Here is a 14,927-nt window from a genome sequence, read left to right on the forward strand (position 1 = left end):
AGCGGGGATCATCACAATCAGTGACATGGTTACTGATGTTTTTCTCAGCCTCAGCGCTGGACTACTGGCACTAGCAGGAGCGGGCAAGATGCGTCTCGCTGGACAAGCAGAACGCGATGTTCAACGAGACGTGCTCTCCCTCCAATTCCCGCCCGACCTTACGGCCGAGCAGGTTTCCCTATGGTTGACCGCGATCAGCGGGAGCCTGCGCATGGGCAAGATTCCGCTCGGCGGGGTGCCCTCGATGGCCCTTGAGATGATGGCCAGCAGTCGGGGCATCGTCCACCGCATCAGAGTCCCCGAATCTCAAGCCGCCTACATACAGTCACAGCTCCAGACTCTTCTACCAGGCATCCGGGTTGCACCAGATGAGCCACCGTCAGAGAGCTGGAGCGGTGCCGTAGAGATGGGTACATCTCAGACGGCGCTACCGCTCCGTGTGCTCAATCCTGCTGCGCTCTCCGCCAGTCTCCTTGGAAGCATCCAGACTCTGACATCCGACGAGCGGGTCTTGATGCAGTGGGTCATCACGACGGCCCGCCCCCAACGGCCGGCGTCCGGGAAGAACGAGACGATCAAGCCTAACTCTCTGCTCGGCTGGTTGCTCACCGGCGCGACACCAGCGAGCAAGGAAGAAGCCGACGGCTTCAAGCGGAAGCTCTCCGAGGTCAACTTCCTTGGCCTGCTCCGAGTTGGAGCGAAGGCAACCAGCGAGACCCGTGCCCGACAGTTGATCGGGTTGGTTCAGAACGCCCTCGCTGGCACCGGAGATGCCAGCAACCACCTGCGTCCGCGGTGGCGAGTGCAAGAGCGACTTCTACGAGACATCCGTGATGCTCGAACTCCGCTCGCCTTCCCGGCCCAGCTGACCAGTTCAGAACTTGCCGGACTCCTGGCCTGGCCCATCGGGCAACCACATGTCGCCGGACTTCCTCAAGGACATGCTCGACAACTTCCACCAGGCGGCACCGTTGCTCGTGGTGGTCGGGTGGTCGCCTTCTCCAACTTTCCAGGCACCGAGCAACGGCCGCTTGCGACTACCGCGCAGGACAGCTTGAAGCATCTCCACATCTTGGGGCCGACCGGTGGCGGTAAGACAACGCTTCTCACCAACCTTGTGGCCCAGGACATCGCGGCCGGTCATGGGGTCATCGTGATGGAGAGCAAGGGAGACCTCTTCCATGGTGCTCTCACCGCAGTGCCCGAGCACCGTATAGACGACGTCATCGTCCTGGACGTCACCGAGGAACAACGGCCGGTCGGCTTCAACGTGCTCGCAGAGGCCAACCCCCGGGCGATCGTCGAGCAGCTCGGCTCGCTCTTCGAGTACCTCTACCGCGACAGCAGGAACGTCTACACCAGAGAGGTGCTGTACCACGGGCTGTCGACGCTGGTATCTCGTCCCGGCCTGACCTTCGCTGACCTCTCCGTCCTCCTGGCCCCGCGCCTCCCCGAAGAGGTGCGCTGGCGAGACAACCTGATCGCCTCGATCAAGGAGACAGAGCTTGCCAACTTCTGGGCTCGGTTCAAGGAAGCGCCGCGGATACAGCAAGAGCGCATCATCCAACCGGTGCTCGACCGCATCTGGCAGCTCAACTCTCGGCCGGAGATCCGGAACATCATTGGTCAGACGCACTCCAGCTTCACCATGCGCGAGGTGATCGAGCAGAACAAGATTCTGCTGGTCAACCTCGCCGGCCTCGGGGCTGAGACGGCCCGACTTACCGGGACGCTCCTCATCAATGCTCTCTGGCAGGCCGTGAAGAGTGGTCGATCCCGTCAACCGAGCTTCCTGTACGTCGATGAGTTCCAGGACTTCCTACAGCTCCCGATCAGCCCGGAGACCATGCTTGCGCAGGCCCGAAGCTTCGGGCTCGGCATGGTGCTTGCTCACCAGCACCTTGAACAGCTCTCCCGCGAGATGAAGAGCGCCATCATGGCCAACGCCCGGAGCAAGGTGGTCTTCCAGACCAACGCTGACGACGCCTTCGCCTTCTCTCGGGCCATGGGCCGCTCCGTGAGCGAGCACGACTTCATGAACCTCCGGCCCTTCGAGGTCATCACCCAGCTCGTGACCGGCGGTGGTGTCAGCTCCCCAATGACCGGAACCACCCCGGCCCCGTTCACCGGCTACCCCTTCGCGGGCGAGGTCATCCAGCGCTCCAGACAGCGCTACGGAACTCCGCTCGTTCTTGTGCTCGCCGAGATGGCGACGAGAACCCGAGAGCTTGAACCACCCGCACCCGAGAAGAAGCGCCCAAGTCTTGGAGCGCAGGAATGGACCCCGTGATGTTTGGCCTCAGTGGCAGCACAGACGCCCAGCGAACCGCAGACCGGATCTCTCGTATTGCAGACGAGGGCCGGGGTCATATTGGCAGTGACATGGAGGCGATCTACCTGGCAGCTCGGGACATCGAGAAGGCCGTCATGGCTCTAGAAAAGGAAGCCGGTAGCGAAGCCGAAAGTCACCTTCAGACCGTCGAGACACAGCTTGAACAGCGTGTCCAGCATGTACGGCACGAGCTGAATGACCTGAAGGTCTGGATGCAGGGGATGATGATTTCTGTTGAGCGGCTACGCAACTAAATCCCAGAAAATCAATGTTGCCGAAATGGGGCATTCTCTGCTATAAAAAATAAAGTTCAACCATAAGCGCACTTCTGCCACCCTCAACGCTCAACTACTTTGCAGCCAATCCTCAGCTGAAAGTAGGACTATGTATGTGGGCATCGCGAACTACCCGGTATAACCAATAACGCGCCAAGCGCTTGGTGCGCCGAAAGGGGGCAGAAGATGAAAGACAAAATGACAGACATACTCGACGACGAACATAGACCGGCTCTTGCGCCAAAATTACTGACCGTGCGGGAAGCGTACAGACGGCTCCGCATTAGCAAGTGGAAGCTATACGACCTGATCCGCTCACGTCGGCTCGTTTCCATCAAGATAGGCCGCCGCAGGCTCATACCTGCCGAAGCAGTTGAGAACATGATTCGTCAACTCTCGCGGGAGGCATTTGCCTAGTGCCTCGCCGTAGCACAAACGGTGAAGGCACGGTCTACCGCCGCAAGAGCGGCCGGTATGTCGGCTCCGCTTGGGTACTGACTACGAGCGGCGAGAGAAAAAGACGCTACGTCTACGGCGCTACTCGCGCGGAGGCCCGCGCAAATCTCAATGAACTCCTAGCCAACCATAACCAGGGGATTCCATCTCCAGACGCCGCATGGCGTCTGGAGGATTACCTTGACGCTTGGCTGGAGTCCGTAGTCAAGCCAACCATGCGGCCCAAGACTTATGAGCAGTACGAACTAATCGTGCGGCTCCACCTTAAGCCTGGGCTCGGGCAGAACTACCTAAAGAATCTGGGCGTGATGACCGTCCAGACTTTTTTGAATCAGCAGCATGAGAACGGCGCTTCTGTACGCCGAGTCCAGATGATTCGAACAGTACTTAGCTCTGCTCTCACCCGAGCCATGCGCGAAGAACTCATCACCCGCAACGTGGCGCGTCTTGTTGTCTTGCCGAAATGGCGGCGACGCAAGGTCGACCCGTGGACGGTCGAGGAAGCTACTCGATTCCTTGCAGTTGCTCGCGGGCATCGGTTATACGCGGCTTTCGTACTCGCGCTGTACTACGGAATGCGCCGAGGAGAGATCCTTGGGTTGCGCTGGCAGGACATTGACTTCCAGCGAGGAACCTTCAACGTAGAACAGCAGCTTCAGCGAGTCGGCACCGAGTTGCTGATTGGGCCAGTGAAGACAGATACCAGCCGTCGAGGTCTCCCGCTCGTAGAAGAGCTGGTTCAAGCGCTCCGCGGAATCGAGCGTAAACCATCCGATCATGACCTCGTCTTCACGAGTACCGTTGGCACACCACTTGAGCCGCGCAACTTTGTGCGGTTGTTCTGGCGACTTCGTGAGCAGGCCGGCTTGCGCGAGATCGTGTTCCACTACCTTCGCCACACACAGGCCACCATGTTGGAGCACTTTGGTGTGCCGGTCAGAACTGCGCAGATCATCCTGGGCCACTCCAGCCCATCCGTAACTCAGCAGGTCTACCAGCACGGAAACATGGAGCTAAAACAGAAGGCCATAGAGAGCCTGCAAGACGCCCTACGTCCAAGCACAACGGCTCCGACTGAAGAGTCGGAGCCGTCTAAGGATGGGGCTGACAGCAGTCGTAGCTGTCAAAATAGCTGTCAAAGTCTATTTGCAAGAATTTTTTCCATGAAAAAACACCGACAGGTAGCGATTTATCGGTGTTTTTTCATGGAGGGCCAGCTGGGACTTGAACCCAGGACACCCTGCTTAAAAGCTCAATCCGCCATCTCCTTGAAGGACCAGATAACAGAGGCCCGCGTGTTCGCGGATAGACGCACAAGGTCTTGGATGGTCGGGATCGTTGCTGTCAACTTAGCTGTCAAATGCTAAGAGTTTACCTCTCTGGGTAGCCAACTCACGGATTTCTACTTTCAGCAAAAAACAAACCCAGCCAAGTTTGGATCCTTTCTTCGCTATTTTTTGATCAGGGCAACTATGACAGCGGCGGCAGCTATGATTGTAGGTATCCAGAACGTCAGGCTCTTCCAGCCTTTATCCCTCATTTTTGCTTCGATGCGGCCGTCAACGTATAGATTGAGCTTCTGCTGCGCGTCGCTATTGCTGAATTGCGCAAGCCCAATTTCCTGAACTTTCGTCTGGAACGCCTCGTGCCTGTTACTAGAATATGCGTTGTCGAGCTCTTCCTTCAAAGAATCGCGGACCTTATTTCTAAAGTCGGTGCTGTCTGTGCGTTCATCAATTATTTTGATAATGCGCTCTCTGAAGTGTTCGTTATCTACAAAGTCCTGAATCTTCTGCTGGATTGCAGCATCACTGTGGGAAGCTTGAGAGATGGTTCGAGAGTGCGGAACACTTTGCTCTTCTGGCATAAATTAAGACTCGCTGGTTGGCGGTTTCGACTCTTTAAGTTTTTGAACCACCCCTATGGCAATCTTTACCACTTCCGTAAGATCTTCCGTCTCAAAGTATTCAGCTAAATCCTCCAACTCTTTGAGCGCCCCGTTCGTGAAGGTTACCTGAAAGGCGGCCTTCTCCTGGCCGTCGTCTTGAATCGTAGTCTTTTGTCCTTGGTGTGGCATAATGCTTTTAGTATATAGCAAATCTGCAGAATGAAAAAGAAATCTGCAATCACCCGTTTGATTTCTGCATCTTTGATATCGATTTCGCGACGACCGAAGAAAAAGAGTGCCCCGCGATTCAGTACGGGACACTCTCGGCAATGCTAATCGGTGCAAGCGGCAATCTTAAGTCACATCTTTCACCCTCCTCGCCACCGACGCCGTGACCGTGGTGTCCATCAGCCTCTCGTAGAGCGACATGCGCGCCTGCTGCTCAACAGGCCCTCGTCGTGCACGGAGGTCGCTGGGTAGAAGCAGTGGTCGGTGCCACTCGCCAGAGGGTTGCTCCACCGGAGCATCGAGGGGGAGTTCTGCCCAGACGATCTTCCCGCCTGCCCTGGGACGGTAGACACCCCAGCACTCAGTCAGCGCCTCGACCAGAACCAACCCGCGCCCACTCTCAGCTTGGAGGTCAGGGTTCTTCCGCGCAGGTGCATCATCTGTTCTGTCCCAGACCTCGATGTAGAGGCCGGCTCCGAGGGCTCGCATCTGAATTCCGATGACGTGCTCCGGCTTGATGTGCCAGGGCTTTACGTCCGGGTCGATGATGCCGCTGGCCTTCACGGCATTGGTGACGAGCTCGCTCATGATGAGCGTCGCGGTCTCGATCTGCTCCTTGTAGCCCCAGTTGGTCAGGTGGTGCGTGACGAACAACCGGGAGCAGCCGACAACGGTAGGTACGGCAACCAACCGGAGAGAGGCGTTCAGCAGTGGAATCGGGTGAACCGTGTCAGCGCTCATGACGCGGTACTCCTCTGCTGCACGGCGGCACCCTGCACCACCCAGAGACGAGCGCCAATCTCGCGCTCGATGTGGTCGCGCATGGCTGCTTGCAGACCAGGGAGACGAGCGAAGTGCCAGAGGCTGGGCACGATGACGTGCTTGACGTCGGTGGTCTTGAGAGCGTCAACCAGAGCGAAGAACGCTGACTCCTCGTCGACGCGGAGCCGTTCGATGAACAGCCGCTCCAGCGTGAAGCCCTCTCGCCTGGCGTGTGCTGCCAACTCCAGTTTGATTGCCTGGTTTTCGTCCTTGTCCTCTTCGTGTACGAGCTGCCGCATGTAACCGAACATGACGGGGGTCATCCGTTCCTCCGGGGGGTTGGAACGGTTGACGGGCAGTGGCACGGGGCTCCGACTGCCCGTCAACCTACCCGCCAGAGAAGCGGTTTGACCTGGGCAAACACCACAGCAAACGTGCCGCACGAATGACGCATCGGTGCTGCATTGGGCGGTCTGGCCTGCACAGATGGTCTACGTGCCGCTACGGTAGTAACTCGCCCCGTAACCGGAGGGATGGGCGATGGCATGAAGCGCATACGTTTCGCCGGGCGGCGCAAGGCGGCAGGCTTCACGCAAGAGAGCCTGGCCCAGTATCTAGGCGTCGAGCGGTCAACGGTAGGTCGCTGGGAGAGTGCCGAGACCGAGCCTCAAGCGTATATACGGCCAAAACTGGCGCGGGCGCTCAAGGTCGGTAGCGAAGAACTTCAGGCGCTCCTGGATGACATCACCGTCATGGACACCAGCCCCAGTGAGCGGATGAGCTATGCCCTGGAGCATCCAGGCTCCGCTGACCTGATGGTGGTTGCCTACCTCCACGAGCGGCTGCGGCAGTTGGATGAGTCCTACGACCAAGAGTCCTCAACAAGCCTGCTTGGTACGGCCGGTCAACTGCATGGGCAGGTCTGCTTCCTCCGGGAGAACGCCGGGAACCCTCGGGTACGCCGGGCCCTGTACGAGGTTGAGGCCGATTCGGCAACGTTCATGGGGCAGTTGGTCTGGGACGTCAGCCAGCGCCGTGACCATGCCGCACCCCTTGGGTACTTCGAGGAAGCCGTCACTGCGGCAAGACATGCCCGAGATCCGTCTACCGAGTCGTACGCCACCCTCCGGATGAGCTTTGTTGCGCTGTACGGCGAGAAGAACGCTGCACGAGGAGTGATGCTCGCCGAGCGGGCAGTCGAGGCGGCCAGGTTGGTCAGTCCCTCGCTCACTGGTCTCAGCCTTCTACATGTGGCCGAGGGGCACGCCATGACCGGTGCTCTCAAGGAGTGTGAGGATGCACTCAGGAAGGCGGAGGCTCAGTTCGACCGCGTACATGCGGATGACCTGGCAGCGCCGTTCTACACGCTCAATGAGTTCAACCGCCTCACCGGCTCCTGCTATCTCTTCCTCGGTCTCCCCGAGCGAGCCGAACCCATCCTGCGCACCACTTCACGGGCGCTGGCCTCCAAGAAGAAGAGCCAGGCCATCGCCCTCGGCAACCTGACCTTGGCGCTCATCCGTCAAGGGAAGCTCGACGAAGCAGCCGCGACCATGCACCGAACGATTGATGCCGTCGAGCTGACTCGTGGCGGAGGTGGTCTTAATCTGGCGTTCTCTGCCGGACGTGAGCTGCGGCAGTGGAGAGCAGAGCCGTGGGCGCAGGAGATCAACGATCGCTTGCTCGCCCTGATGTAGACAGGTGGGGCGTGAAAGAGATCGACCAGGCCAAGCAGGCCGTACGTGAGCGGGTATGGCGTCGACTGATCGACGGCGGCGGTGCTCCGGAAGACTCTTACGGCAAGATCCCAGGCTTCTACGGTGCAGAGGCGACCGCAGAACGACTTGCCGGTCTGGATGAGTGGCAGCAGGCATCAACCGTCAAGGCCAACCCGGATTGGGCACAGCTTCCTGTACGCATCCGCGCCTTGAAGGATGGGAAGCGCGTCTACATGGCTGTGCCGAGGATGGCCAGTCCCAAGCCGTTCTACCTGCTCGACCCCGAGACGCTGACCATCTCGCCAGAGGAGGCGGCCGAGAAGAAGGGTGCGGCTCAGGTTGCCACTCAAGTTGGCGCAGATGAGGTGCGACCTATCGACATCGTGGTCTGCGGCAGTGTCGCGGTGAACCGCTCTGGTGTCCGGATCGGTAAAGGTGCTGGGTACTCCGACCTTGAAGTCGCGCTTCTCATTGAAGCCGGCCTGATCACCGAGAAGACGGTGATCGTCGCGCCGGTGCATCAGCTTCAGGTCATCGAGGACGAGATCCCGGAGACGATGCACGATTTCTCCGTGGACTACATCGTCACCCCCGACGAGGTGATCCCCTGCCCCAACCCCCGGCGACCGAGCGGTCTGGTCTGGGAGGACCTCACCGCCGAGAAGATCGCGGCCATCCCGGTTCTGGCTGCGCTTGCCGCAACTGGACGAACCAAATGATCCGCTACTTAGCGTGGCAACAAAACGACAATAAGTAGTAGAATGGTGGCAAGGGAAGTGGGGGCCGGTATGTGGCTCCCACACTTGCTAATGAATAACATTGCGGATAATTCACATCAGAAACGGAGGGTTTCATGAGTCCTCGACCGGGAGGTGAGGCTGACAAGTTTGGCAATCGCTATGAAGGTGCCTGGACGATCCGGCATCTTCTTTACGTGCTTCGAGGCACGGGTCAGTCTGTAACGGTCGAGGATATCGATGATTTGGGGCAGGGAGCCGAGTTCACCTATTGCCATGGCGATACCGTAGAAGTGCACCAACTGAAGCGACAGAACGGCAGTGCAAACACTTGGACTGTCAAGTCCCTTCATAGCAAAGGGATCTGGGAGAACGTTCGTTCGCACGTCGAAGATGGACGTCAGTTCCACTTCGTTTCCCTGTTGCCTGCCAACTCCCTCCAGGAGCTTGCCGATCGCGCAAGACGTTCAGGCAGTCATGAGAATTTTATTAACCATTGGCTAACGGAGGGGCTCAGGGACCCTTTCGATGACCTCGCCTCTTCTGAGATTTTTGAATCTTCGGAGACGGCATGGGAGATGCTGCGAGGCTTCTGGATTTCTTGGCCTGATGAGCAAGATATTGTGAATATGAACGGAGCGCTTGCCGGGCTGTTCTTGGAAGGTGCGGCCGGAAACCTGGCGGCAGTTGGCTTGGGCGACTTGGTTCAGAATGCCCTTGGCGTAACGCTTGACGTCCCAGCAATTGAGGCCCGCCTGGGCACCTATGGGCTGAGCCGGTCCCGGCTTGTTAACATCAATGGAATCGCCGAGCAGGTTAGCTCGGTTTCCAAGGGTTGGAGTTCGAGCGTTGAGCGAGAGCTCCTTCAGCCCACCATCGAACGCCCTGAAACGACCCAGCTAGTAGAGCTGGTCAATGGAGCGGATCAACTTCTCCTGTTGATGGGGCATGGAGGTGGTGGGAAGAGCGCCACGCTTCATCAGGTCTACGAATCTCTTGATGCGGATTCGGTGCCGCTTCTAGCTTTCCGGCTTGACCGTCTTGAACCCTTCTCTTCTACGACCGAACTCGGGGCAAGGATTGGCCTCGGTGTTTCGCCCGTCACCGCGCTCGCTGCGGTTGCTGGGGAGCGTCCCAGTGTCATGGTCGTGGACCAGCTGGATGCGGTGAGTCTGGCTTCAGGAAGAATGCCGAGGAACTTCGACGCCGTTGCGAGCTTGGTGCGCGAAGCGTCAGCATTTCCTGCAATGACAGTTATTCTCGCTTGCCGGAAATTTGATGTCGAGAACGACTACCGCATCCGCGAACTCGTCGATGCTAAGAATTGTGCGCATGTCGAGGTTGGGGAGCTTTCCGACGAGCAGGTCGCAGAGTCGGTTCGCGCAATGGGGTTGGACGCGAACGCTCTAACTGACCATCAAAAGAAACTGCTGTGCTCTCCGCTGAATCTTGTACTGTTGAAGAGCATCGCCGGCGACGAAGACGCCATGGCATTTCAAACCTCGAAGAATCTCTTCGACGCCTTCTGGCAGCGCAAGCTGACGGACTGCCGTCAGAGGCGTGATGCAGTTCGCTTTAACAAGGTCATCTCGACCCTTGCTGAGGCCATCAGTTCGAGACAGCGACTCTCTGTCCCGATTACTGCTCTTGACGCCGATGATCTGGCTGATGATGCGGGAGTCCTGGTTTCAGAGCATGTACTTGTTCGTGATGGCCAGCAGATCGCGTTCTTCCATGAAAGCTTCTTTGACTACGCCTTTGCCCGCGGTTGGATCGAGCGCGGTGAGTCACTCGTAACGTTCTTGTTGGGCGGAGAACAAGAACTCTTCCGTCGGGCACAAGTTCGCCAGATCATGAACCATCTACGAGAACTTGAGCCAGACCGCTTTGCTGTCGAGGTGGAGGCTCTACTAACAAGTTCTGAGATTCGGTTTCACATCAAGGATGTGGCTCTCAAAATTATTGGCTCCTTGTCGAACCCATCGGCCCGTGAGTGGGAGATGGTGGCAAGTGTCCAGGATTCGGATCCGACTTTTGATGAGCGTTTGTGGCGCTCTCTCCAAACCGCAGGATGGTTTGGGCGCCTTGATGCTGAAGGCGTAATCGAAGAGTGGCTGGCTGGGCCTGACGAAGCAGCCCAAGGGCGAGCCATTGACATTATGGTTGGCGCCGCGAAAACCAACCCCGATCGTCTAGCAGTAATCCTTGATGCAGACAAAGCAGCACCTGAGCATCCGCAGCGTCTTCTTTGGGTGACCCGATTCTCTGACCTATACCGTAGTCGCCCGCTATTTGAACTGCTTCTCGATGCAGTGAGGAGCGGTCACTATGCAGCAAGGACGGATGAGCTGTGGCTATCAGCTCACGACCTCGGCAAACATGAGCCAGGGTGGGTAGTGGAGTTGTTGGCCGCTCACCTTGTCGATCGACCTGATGCAATGGCCGTGGATGACAACGGAAAAGTTGAGACGCTACTTGACCGTGACTACTCCGTAATCCGGCTAGTGCAGATCGCGGCAGTTGGCGCACCCGAAATTTTCTGTGAACGTCTAATCCCGTACATGCTGCAAGTAATGGCTGCGACAGCTTATGAGAACGGCGAGGACCGTCCCGCTAGAGATCGACATTTCTCCCAACGTCATCCAGGAACAAGAAGCCATGAACTTGAAGATGCCCTTCTGGCAGGAGCTGCTACAGCGCTTCGCCTCATTGTCGAGAGGGATGCCGCGTCGGCCCGGACCATCCTTGAAAACCTCGCCTCAGACTCTCACGACACGGCGCAGTGGCTTCTCTATGAAGCATTGAGGGCGGCGGGCAGCCAATACGCAGATTGGTCAGCCGAGCTTCTACTTCAGGGAACCCGTCGACTCATTAGTGGGTACTATGCGGCAAATGCTGTATGGAAAACACGGGAACTAATCCAGAGCACGAGTCAGTTCATGTCGGACGAGGCATTTTCGAGACTCGAAGCGGCGATCCTAGCGGTTCGGTTTCCATGGGAGTCTAAGCCGACGGGCTGGTATCCCTTCAATCTGCTTTCAGCGATGCAAGAAGATCGACTATCTGAGCAAGGGCGCCGTAGACTCGGAGAACTACGCAGGAAGTTTAATTGTGATCAGCCAGCGGCGCCGCAAGGCATAACAGGTGGTGCTATCGGCGCTCCCATTAATCAAGCTGCCTCTGAGCGCATGAACGATGAACAGTGGCTAGGCGCCATCGCAAAACATAACTCAGAAAGAACAAACTGGCAGAATCACACCGGTGGTGCTTACGAGCAGTCCCATGTACTCCGCGAACAAGTGAAGAGTGACCCTGAAAGATTCGCTCAACTCGCTCTCCAGTTTGATGAGAATGTCCATCCTGCCTATGGTGATGCACTTCTCATGGGACTAGGAGATGCCGAATCTCTCGCTGATCCTACGTCGGTATTTGAAGCTGTCCGCCATATTGCTTCCCTCGGACACGAGGCAAACAATCGATGGCTGGGATCTGCCATCCAAAAGTATCTCAAGACGGTTCCTCAAGATATCGTTCAACTTATTGTTGACCGTGCAACCGGTGCTGCTGATCCGGTTGACGGTAGCTTGACTGTCCAGACTGCTAATCAAGAGCACACGCGGGGGCGAGACCTGTATACGTCGGGGATTAATTCTTCGCGCGGAAGTGCGGCAGAGATCCTGGGCGACCTACTCATCTACGATGCGGATGGCTCTAGAACAGCATTGGTTGTTCCAGTACTCGAAACGATGGCTGAGGATCCCGCTGTCACCGTGCGCTCTTGTGTCGCACGCGTGATTCACGCCTCCATGCGCCATGCTCGTCCTCAGGCTTTGCAAGCCTTCACTCGGCTCATTGACGCAGACGATGAACTACTTGCTACGTATCACGTGGTACGGCTTATCGCGCACATTGGTTTTGAGAACCCTGACGTAGCGAAGCCCGTGATTGAACGCATGTTGCAATCGGACAGCTACGAGACACGGCAGTGCGGTGGGCAATTGGCTGCACTGGCTGCGATGCAGTGGAGCTTGGCAAGGCTCTTGGATTCGGTACTCTCAGGTGAGGATGCGGCCAGTCGTATTGGAGCTGCCGGGGCTTGTGCTCAAGGGCTGTCTAAAGCGACCGATACTACCATCACTCGGCGAGCCTTCGTGCAATTTATTGACGACTCTGAGGAGGGCGTACGCAAGGCCATCGCTGAGTTCCCATCGGTTGTACGTGGTGAGCGCCTACGCCCCCTGAAGGTCTCTCTGAAAGCACTAATTGAGTCTTCCTCCTTCGAGGAAGCTCTACCGCAACTGCTCATCACTCTTGAGCACGCACCTGACCGCGTCGATGACTTGGCCTTGGAGTGTGCCCGCCGGTTCATTGAGGTCCACGGAGGGGCATCCGGAAACATTCAGAACCGTGCAGCAGCCGATGCTCGGCATGTTGGTGAGCTGCTGGTTCGGGCCTACGCGCAAGCTACATCGAGTGCAAGCCGTGGACAGGTCCTTGATCTATTGGATCAGCTGCTACTTGTCGGTGCCTTTGGCGTTGCAGAGCTTGTGGAGAAGTCCGAGCGGTAGCACTGCACCCAACCACCTTCACCTGTCCAGGTTGGTGTGTTGACCTGGTGCCACAGATTGTCGCCGCTATCCCGGTGTTGGCTCAGCGTCGGCCTAGGTAGCCCAAGAACTCGCGTTCAAGAGCGCTCGGTCTGTCGGTTGGATCGGGCGTTCTTCGCGTTGGTTGGCTCCGAGAGCGACCGCCGGACCGCCACCTCTCGCCCCGGCCAGTACGGACGGCCGATCGTCCCTCGAAACCTGCTCTGACCTGCGACGTTGCGTCCTCCGAGGGACTGCCCACGGGCCCTCTCAGGCGGTAGACTTACCCCTGTCCGCACCACCTCGTATCCGAATGTGCTGGTCAAGCAGCATGCCGGTCAGCGCGGCGAGCGCGCTGCGGCCGAGGAGCGCGTCGGCCTCGGGGTCCTGGGCGAGGTGGAGAGTGACGTCCATGGGTCGATCATGCCTCGGCGGTCGCCCGGCCGCGTGTGGGGCATGGCTCCGCGGCGGGGCCGGGCGACTCGTACGACGGTCAGAGGTATACGTACGGGCTGGTCAGGGACGTACCGAAGAGCCAGAAGCAGCCGTCGGCGTTCTCGCCGGGAGGTAGTTTTCCCCGGGTGACCTCCACCCCGGGAAACCCCACCCCCGCCGACCTGATCGCCCACTACGGCCTGGAGCCCATCCCGCGTGAGGGCGGGCTGTTCCGGCGCACCTGGGCCGGGCCCGAGCGGGCCGACGGGCGGCCGGAGGGGTCGGCGATCGTCGCGCTGCTGACCTCCGCGCCCGGCGACTTCTCCGCCCTGCACCGGCTGCCGTCCGACGAGATCTGGCACTTCTACCTCGGCGACCCGCTGGAGCTGCTGCTCCTCGCCCCGGACGGGAGTTCGCGGGCGGTGGTGCTCGGGCCGGGTGTTCTGCGGGGGCAGGAGCTCCAGTTCACCGTGCCCGCCGGGACCTGGATGGGCGGGCGGGTCGTCGCGGGCGGTGCGTGGACGCTTTTCGGGTGCACGATGGCGCCCGGGTTCACGTACGAGGGGTACGAGCACGGGGACGCCGCCGGACTGGCCGCGCGTTATCCGGCGGAGGCGGCCCGGATCGGGGAACTGTGTCGCCCATGAACCTTTCGAACCCCTCGAACCCCTCGAACCCCTCGAACCCCTCGAACCTTTCAAGCCTTTTGGCAGGCCGGGTCGCCCTCGTCACCGGGGCCGGTGGCGGCATCGGGCGCGGGATCGCGACGCGGTTCGCGGCGGCGGGGGCCGCCGTCGCCGTGCACTGCCGGACCTCCGACGAGGGCGCCCGGGACGTGGTCGAGCGGATCGAGGGATCGGGCGGCCGGGCCGTCGTACTGCGCGGCGATCTCACCGTCGAGGACGACTGCCGGCGCGTGGTGCTGGAGGCCGCCGAGTGGGGCGGCGGGCGGCTGGACGCGCTGGTCAACAACGCGGGCGTACAGCCGGTGCAGGAACTGGCCGGGATGACGGTCGCGGACTGGCGGGCCGTCGTCGACACCAACCTCCTCGGCGTCTTCGCCTGTACGCAGGCCGCGGCGGAGGTCATGCGGGGACAGGAGGGCGGGGGGAGTGTCACCCACATCGCCTCCATCGAGGCCGCGCGCCCGGCTCCCGGCCACGCCCACTACTGCGCCGCCAAGGCGGCCGTCGTCATGCACGCCCGGTCGGCGGCGCTCGAATACGGGCCGTACGGCATCCGCGTCAACACCGTCTCGCCCGGGCTCGTCGACCGAGAAGGGTTGGCCGACGACTGGCCCGACGGGGTGCGGCGGTGGCAACAGGCGGTGCCCGTACGGCGGTTGGGGCGGCCGGAGGACATCGGCGACGCGTGTGTGTTCCTGGCCTCGCCGCTCGCCTCCTGGGTCAGCGGGCACGACCTGGTCGTGGACGGGGGGGATGTCGGCGCGTCCCACGTGGTGAAGACCACGGTGAAACCCTTCGCCGGGGCGGTGAGCGGGGCGTCAGGA

The 14,927-nt window shown here is 59.5% G+C and carries 11 protein-coding genes and 2 pseudogenes; 9 read left to right on the plus strand and 4 right to left on the minus strand.

All coding sequences use genetic code 11. From position 1 onward, the window contains the following. The first annotated feature begins 25 nt into the window (after nucleotides 1-25). From CW359_RS14850 to CW359_RS47555, 4 genes are all read left to right on the plus strand, one after another. Nucleotides 26-2,290, plus strand: coding sequence for a type IV secretory system conjugative DNA transfer family protein (locus CW359_RS14850; RefSeq protein ID WP_157968540.1), 2,265 nt, complete (start codon nucleotides 26-28; stop codon nucleotides 2,288-2,290). Next, nucleotides 2,278-2,586 carry a hypothetical protein gene (locus CW359_RS14855; RefSeq protein WP_105970398.1) on the plus strand — a complete coding sequence of 103 codons (309 nt, stop codon included), beginning with the start codon at nucleotides 2,278-2,280 and terminating at the stop codon, nucleotides 2,584-2,586. The genes CW359_RS14850 and CW359_RS14855 overlap by 13 nt, the downstream gene beginning before the upstream one ends. Nucleotides 2,587-2,805: 219 nt before the next feature. Next, nucleotides 2,806-3,024, plus strand: a complete 219-nt coding sequence (locus tag CW359_RS14860; protein ID WP_105970399.1) for a helix-turn-helix domain-containing protein — start codon at nucleotides 2,806-2,808, stop codon at nucleotides 3,022-3,024. After that, nucleotides 3,024-4,430 (plus strand): tyrosine-type recombinase/integrase, encoded by a 1,407-nt coding sequence (locus tag CW359_RS47555; RefSeq protein ID WP_105970400.1) that lies wholly within the window; start codon nucleotides 3,024-3,026, stop codon nucleotides 4,428-4,430. Before CW359_RS14860 ends, CW359_RS47555 begins: the two co-directional genes overlap by 1 nt. A gap of 83 nt (nucleotides 4,431-4,513) precedes the next feature. Here the strand turns inward: CW359_RS47555 and CW359_RS45245 are convergent, their stop codons facing one another. The 3 genes from CW359_RS45245 to CW359_RS14875 all read right to left on the minus strand — a co-directional run bounded on the left by CW359_RS45245 (nucleotide 4,514) and on the right by CW359_RS14875 (nucleotide 6,264). After that, nucleotides 4,514-4,930: a hypothetical protein gene (locus CW359_RS45245; protein WP_157968542.1), complete on the minus strand. Its 417-nt coding sequence runs from the start codon at nucleotides 4,928-4,930 to the stop codon at nucleotides 4,514-4,516. A gap of 375 nt (nucleotides 4,931-5,305) precedes the next feature. Further along, nucleotides 5,306-5,920, minus strand: a complete 615-nt coding sequence (locus tag CW359_RS14870) for an ATP-binding protein (protein ID WP_105970401.1) — start codon at nucleotides 5,918-5,920, stop codon at nucleotides 5,306-5,308. Next, nucleotides 5,917-6,264 carry a hypothetical protein gene (locus CW359_RS14875; RefSeq protein ID WP_105970402.1) on the minus strand — a complete coding sequence of 116 codons (348 nt, stop codon included), beginning with the start codon at nucleotides 6,262-6,264 and terminating at the stop codon, nucleotides 5,917-5,919. Before CW359_RS14875 ends, CW359_RS14870 begins: the two co-directional genes overlap by 4 nt. Before the next feature lie 222 nt (nucleotides 6,265-6,486). On the opposite strand from CW359_RS14875, the gene CW359_RS14880 reads away from it, so the two are divergent. From CW359_RS14880 to CW359_RS14890, 3 genes are all read left to right on the plus strand, one after another. Beyond that, on the plus strand, nucleotides 6,487-7,638 hold the full coding sequence (locus tag CW359_RS14880; protein ID WP_105970463.1) for a helix-turn-helix transcriptional regulator: 1,152 nt from the start codon (nucleotides 6,487-6,489) through the stop codon (nucleotides 7,636-7,638). Nucleotides 7,639-7,649: 11 nt separating this feature from the next. Next, nucleotides 7,650-8,378, plus strand: coding sequence for a 5-formyltetrahydrofolate cyclo-ligase (locus CW359_RS14885; RefSeq protein WP_105970403.1), 729 nt, complete (start codon nucleotides 7,650-7,652; stop codon nucleotides 8,376-8,378). 134 nt (nucleotides 8,379-8,512) lie between these two features. Further along, complete coding sequence (locus CW359_RS14890; RefSeq protein WP_105970464.1) at nucleotides 8,513-12,964, plus strand: NACHT domain-containing protein; 4,452 nt, start codon at nucleotides 8,513-8,515, stop codon at nucleotides 12,962-12,964. Nucleotides 12,965-13,294: 330 nt separating this feature from the next. Here the strand turns inward: CW359_RS14890 and CW359_RS14895 are convergent. After that, nucleotides 13,295-13,396, minus strand: a pseudogene (locus CW359_RS14895) (HhH-GPD-type base excision DNA repair protein); the annotation flags it as partial. A gap of 167 nt (nucleotides 13,397-13,563) precedes the next feature. Between CW359_RS14895 and CW359_RS14900 the strand changes: the two are divergent. Further along, on the plus strand, nucleotides 13,564-14,064 hold the full coding sequence (locus CW359_RS14900) for a cupin domain-containing protein (RefSeq protein WP_105970404.1): 501 nt from the start codon (nucleotides 13,564-13,566) through the stop codon (nucleotides 14,062-14,064). After that, nucleotides 14,061-14,880 (plus strand): annotated as a pseudogene (locus tag CW359_RS14905) (SDR family NAD(P)-dependent oxidoreductase). Before CW359_RS14900 ends, CW359_RS14905 begins: the two are co-directional and overlap by 4 nt. Nucleotides 14,881-14,927: the final 47 nt, after the last annotated feature.

This window comes from Streptomyces geranii, from assembly GCF_002954775.1.
In the GTDB taxonomy this organism is placed as follows: Bacteria; Actinomycetota; Actinomycetes; order Streptomycetales; family Streptomycetaceae; genus Streptomyces; species Streptomyces geranii.

Coding starts and splice junctions, on each gene's coding strand:
- CW359_RS45245 (WP_157968542.1), bottom strand. CDS start 4,930: ATGCCAGAAGAGCAAAGTGTTCCGCACTCTCGAACCATCTCTCAAGCT.
- CW359_RS14880 (WP_105970463.1), top strand. CDS start 6,487: ATGAAGCGCATACGTTTCGCCGGGCGGCGCAAGGCGGCAGGCTTCACG.
- CW359_RS14855 (WP_105970398.1), top strand. CDS start 2,278: ATGGACCCCGTGATGTTTGGCCTCAGTGGCAGCACAGACGCCCAGCGA.
- CW359_RS14890 (WP_105970464.1), top strand. CDS start 8,513: ATGAGTCCTCGACCGGGAGGTGAGGCTGACAAGTTTGGCAATCGCTAT.
- CW359_RS14875 (WP_105970402.1), bottom strand. CDS start 6,264: ATGACCCCCGTCATGTTCGGTTACATGCGGCAGCTCGTACACGAAGAG.
- CW359_RS14850 (WP_157968540.1), top strand. CDS start 26: ATGGTTACTGATGTTTTTCTCAGCCTCAGCGCTGGACTACTGGCACTA.
- CW359_RS14870 (WP_105970401.1), bottom strand. CDS start 5,920: ATGAGCGCTGACACGGTTCACCCGATTCCACTGCTGAACGCCTCTCTC.
- CW359_RS14860 (WP_105970399.1), top strand. CDS start 2,806: ATGACAGACATACTCGACGACGAACATAGACCGGCTCTTGCGCCAAAA.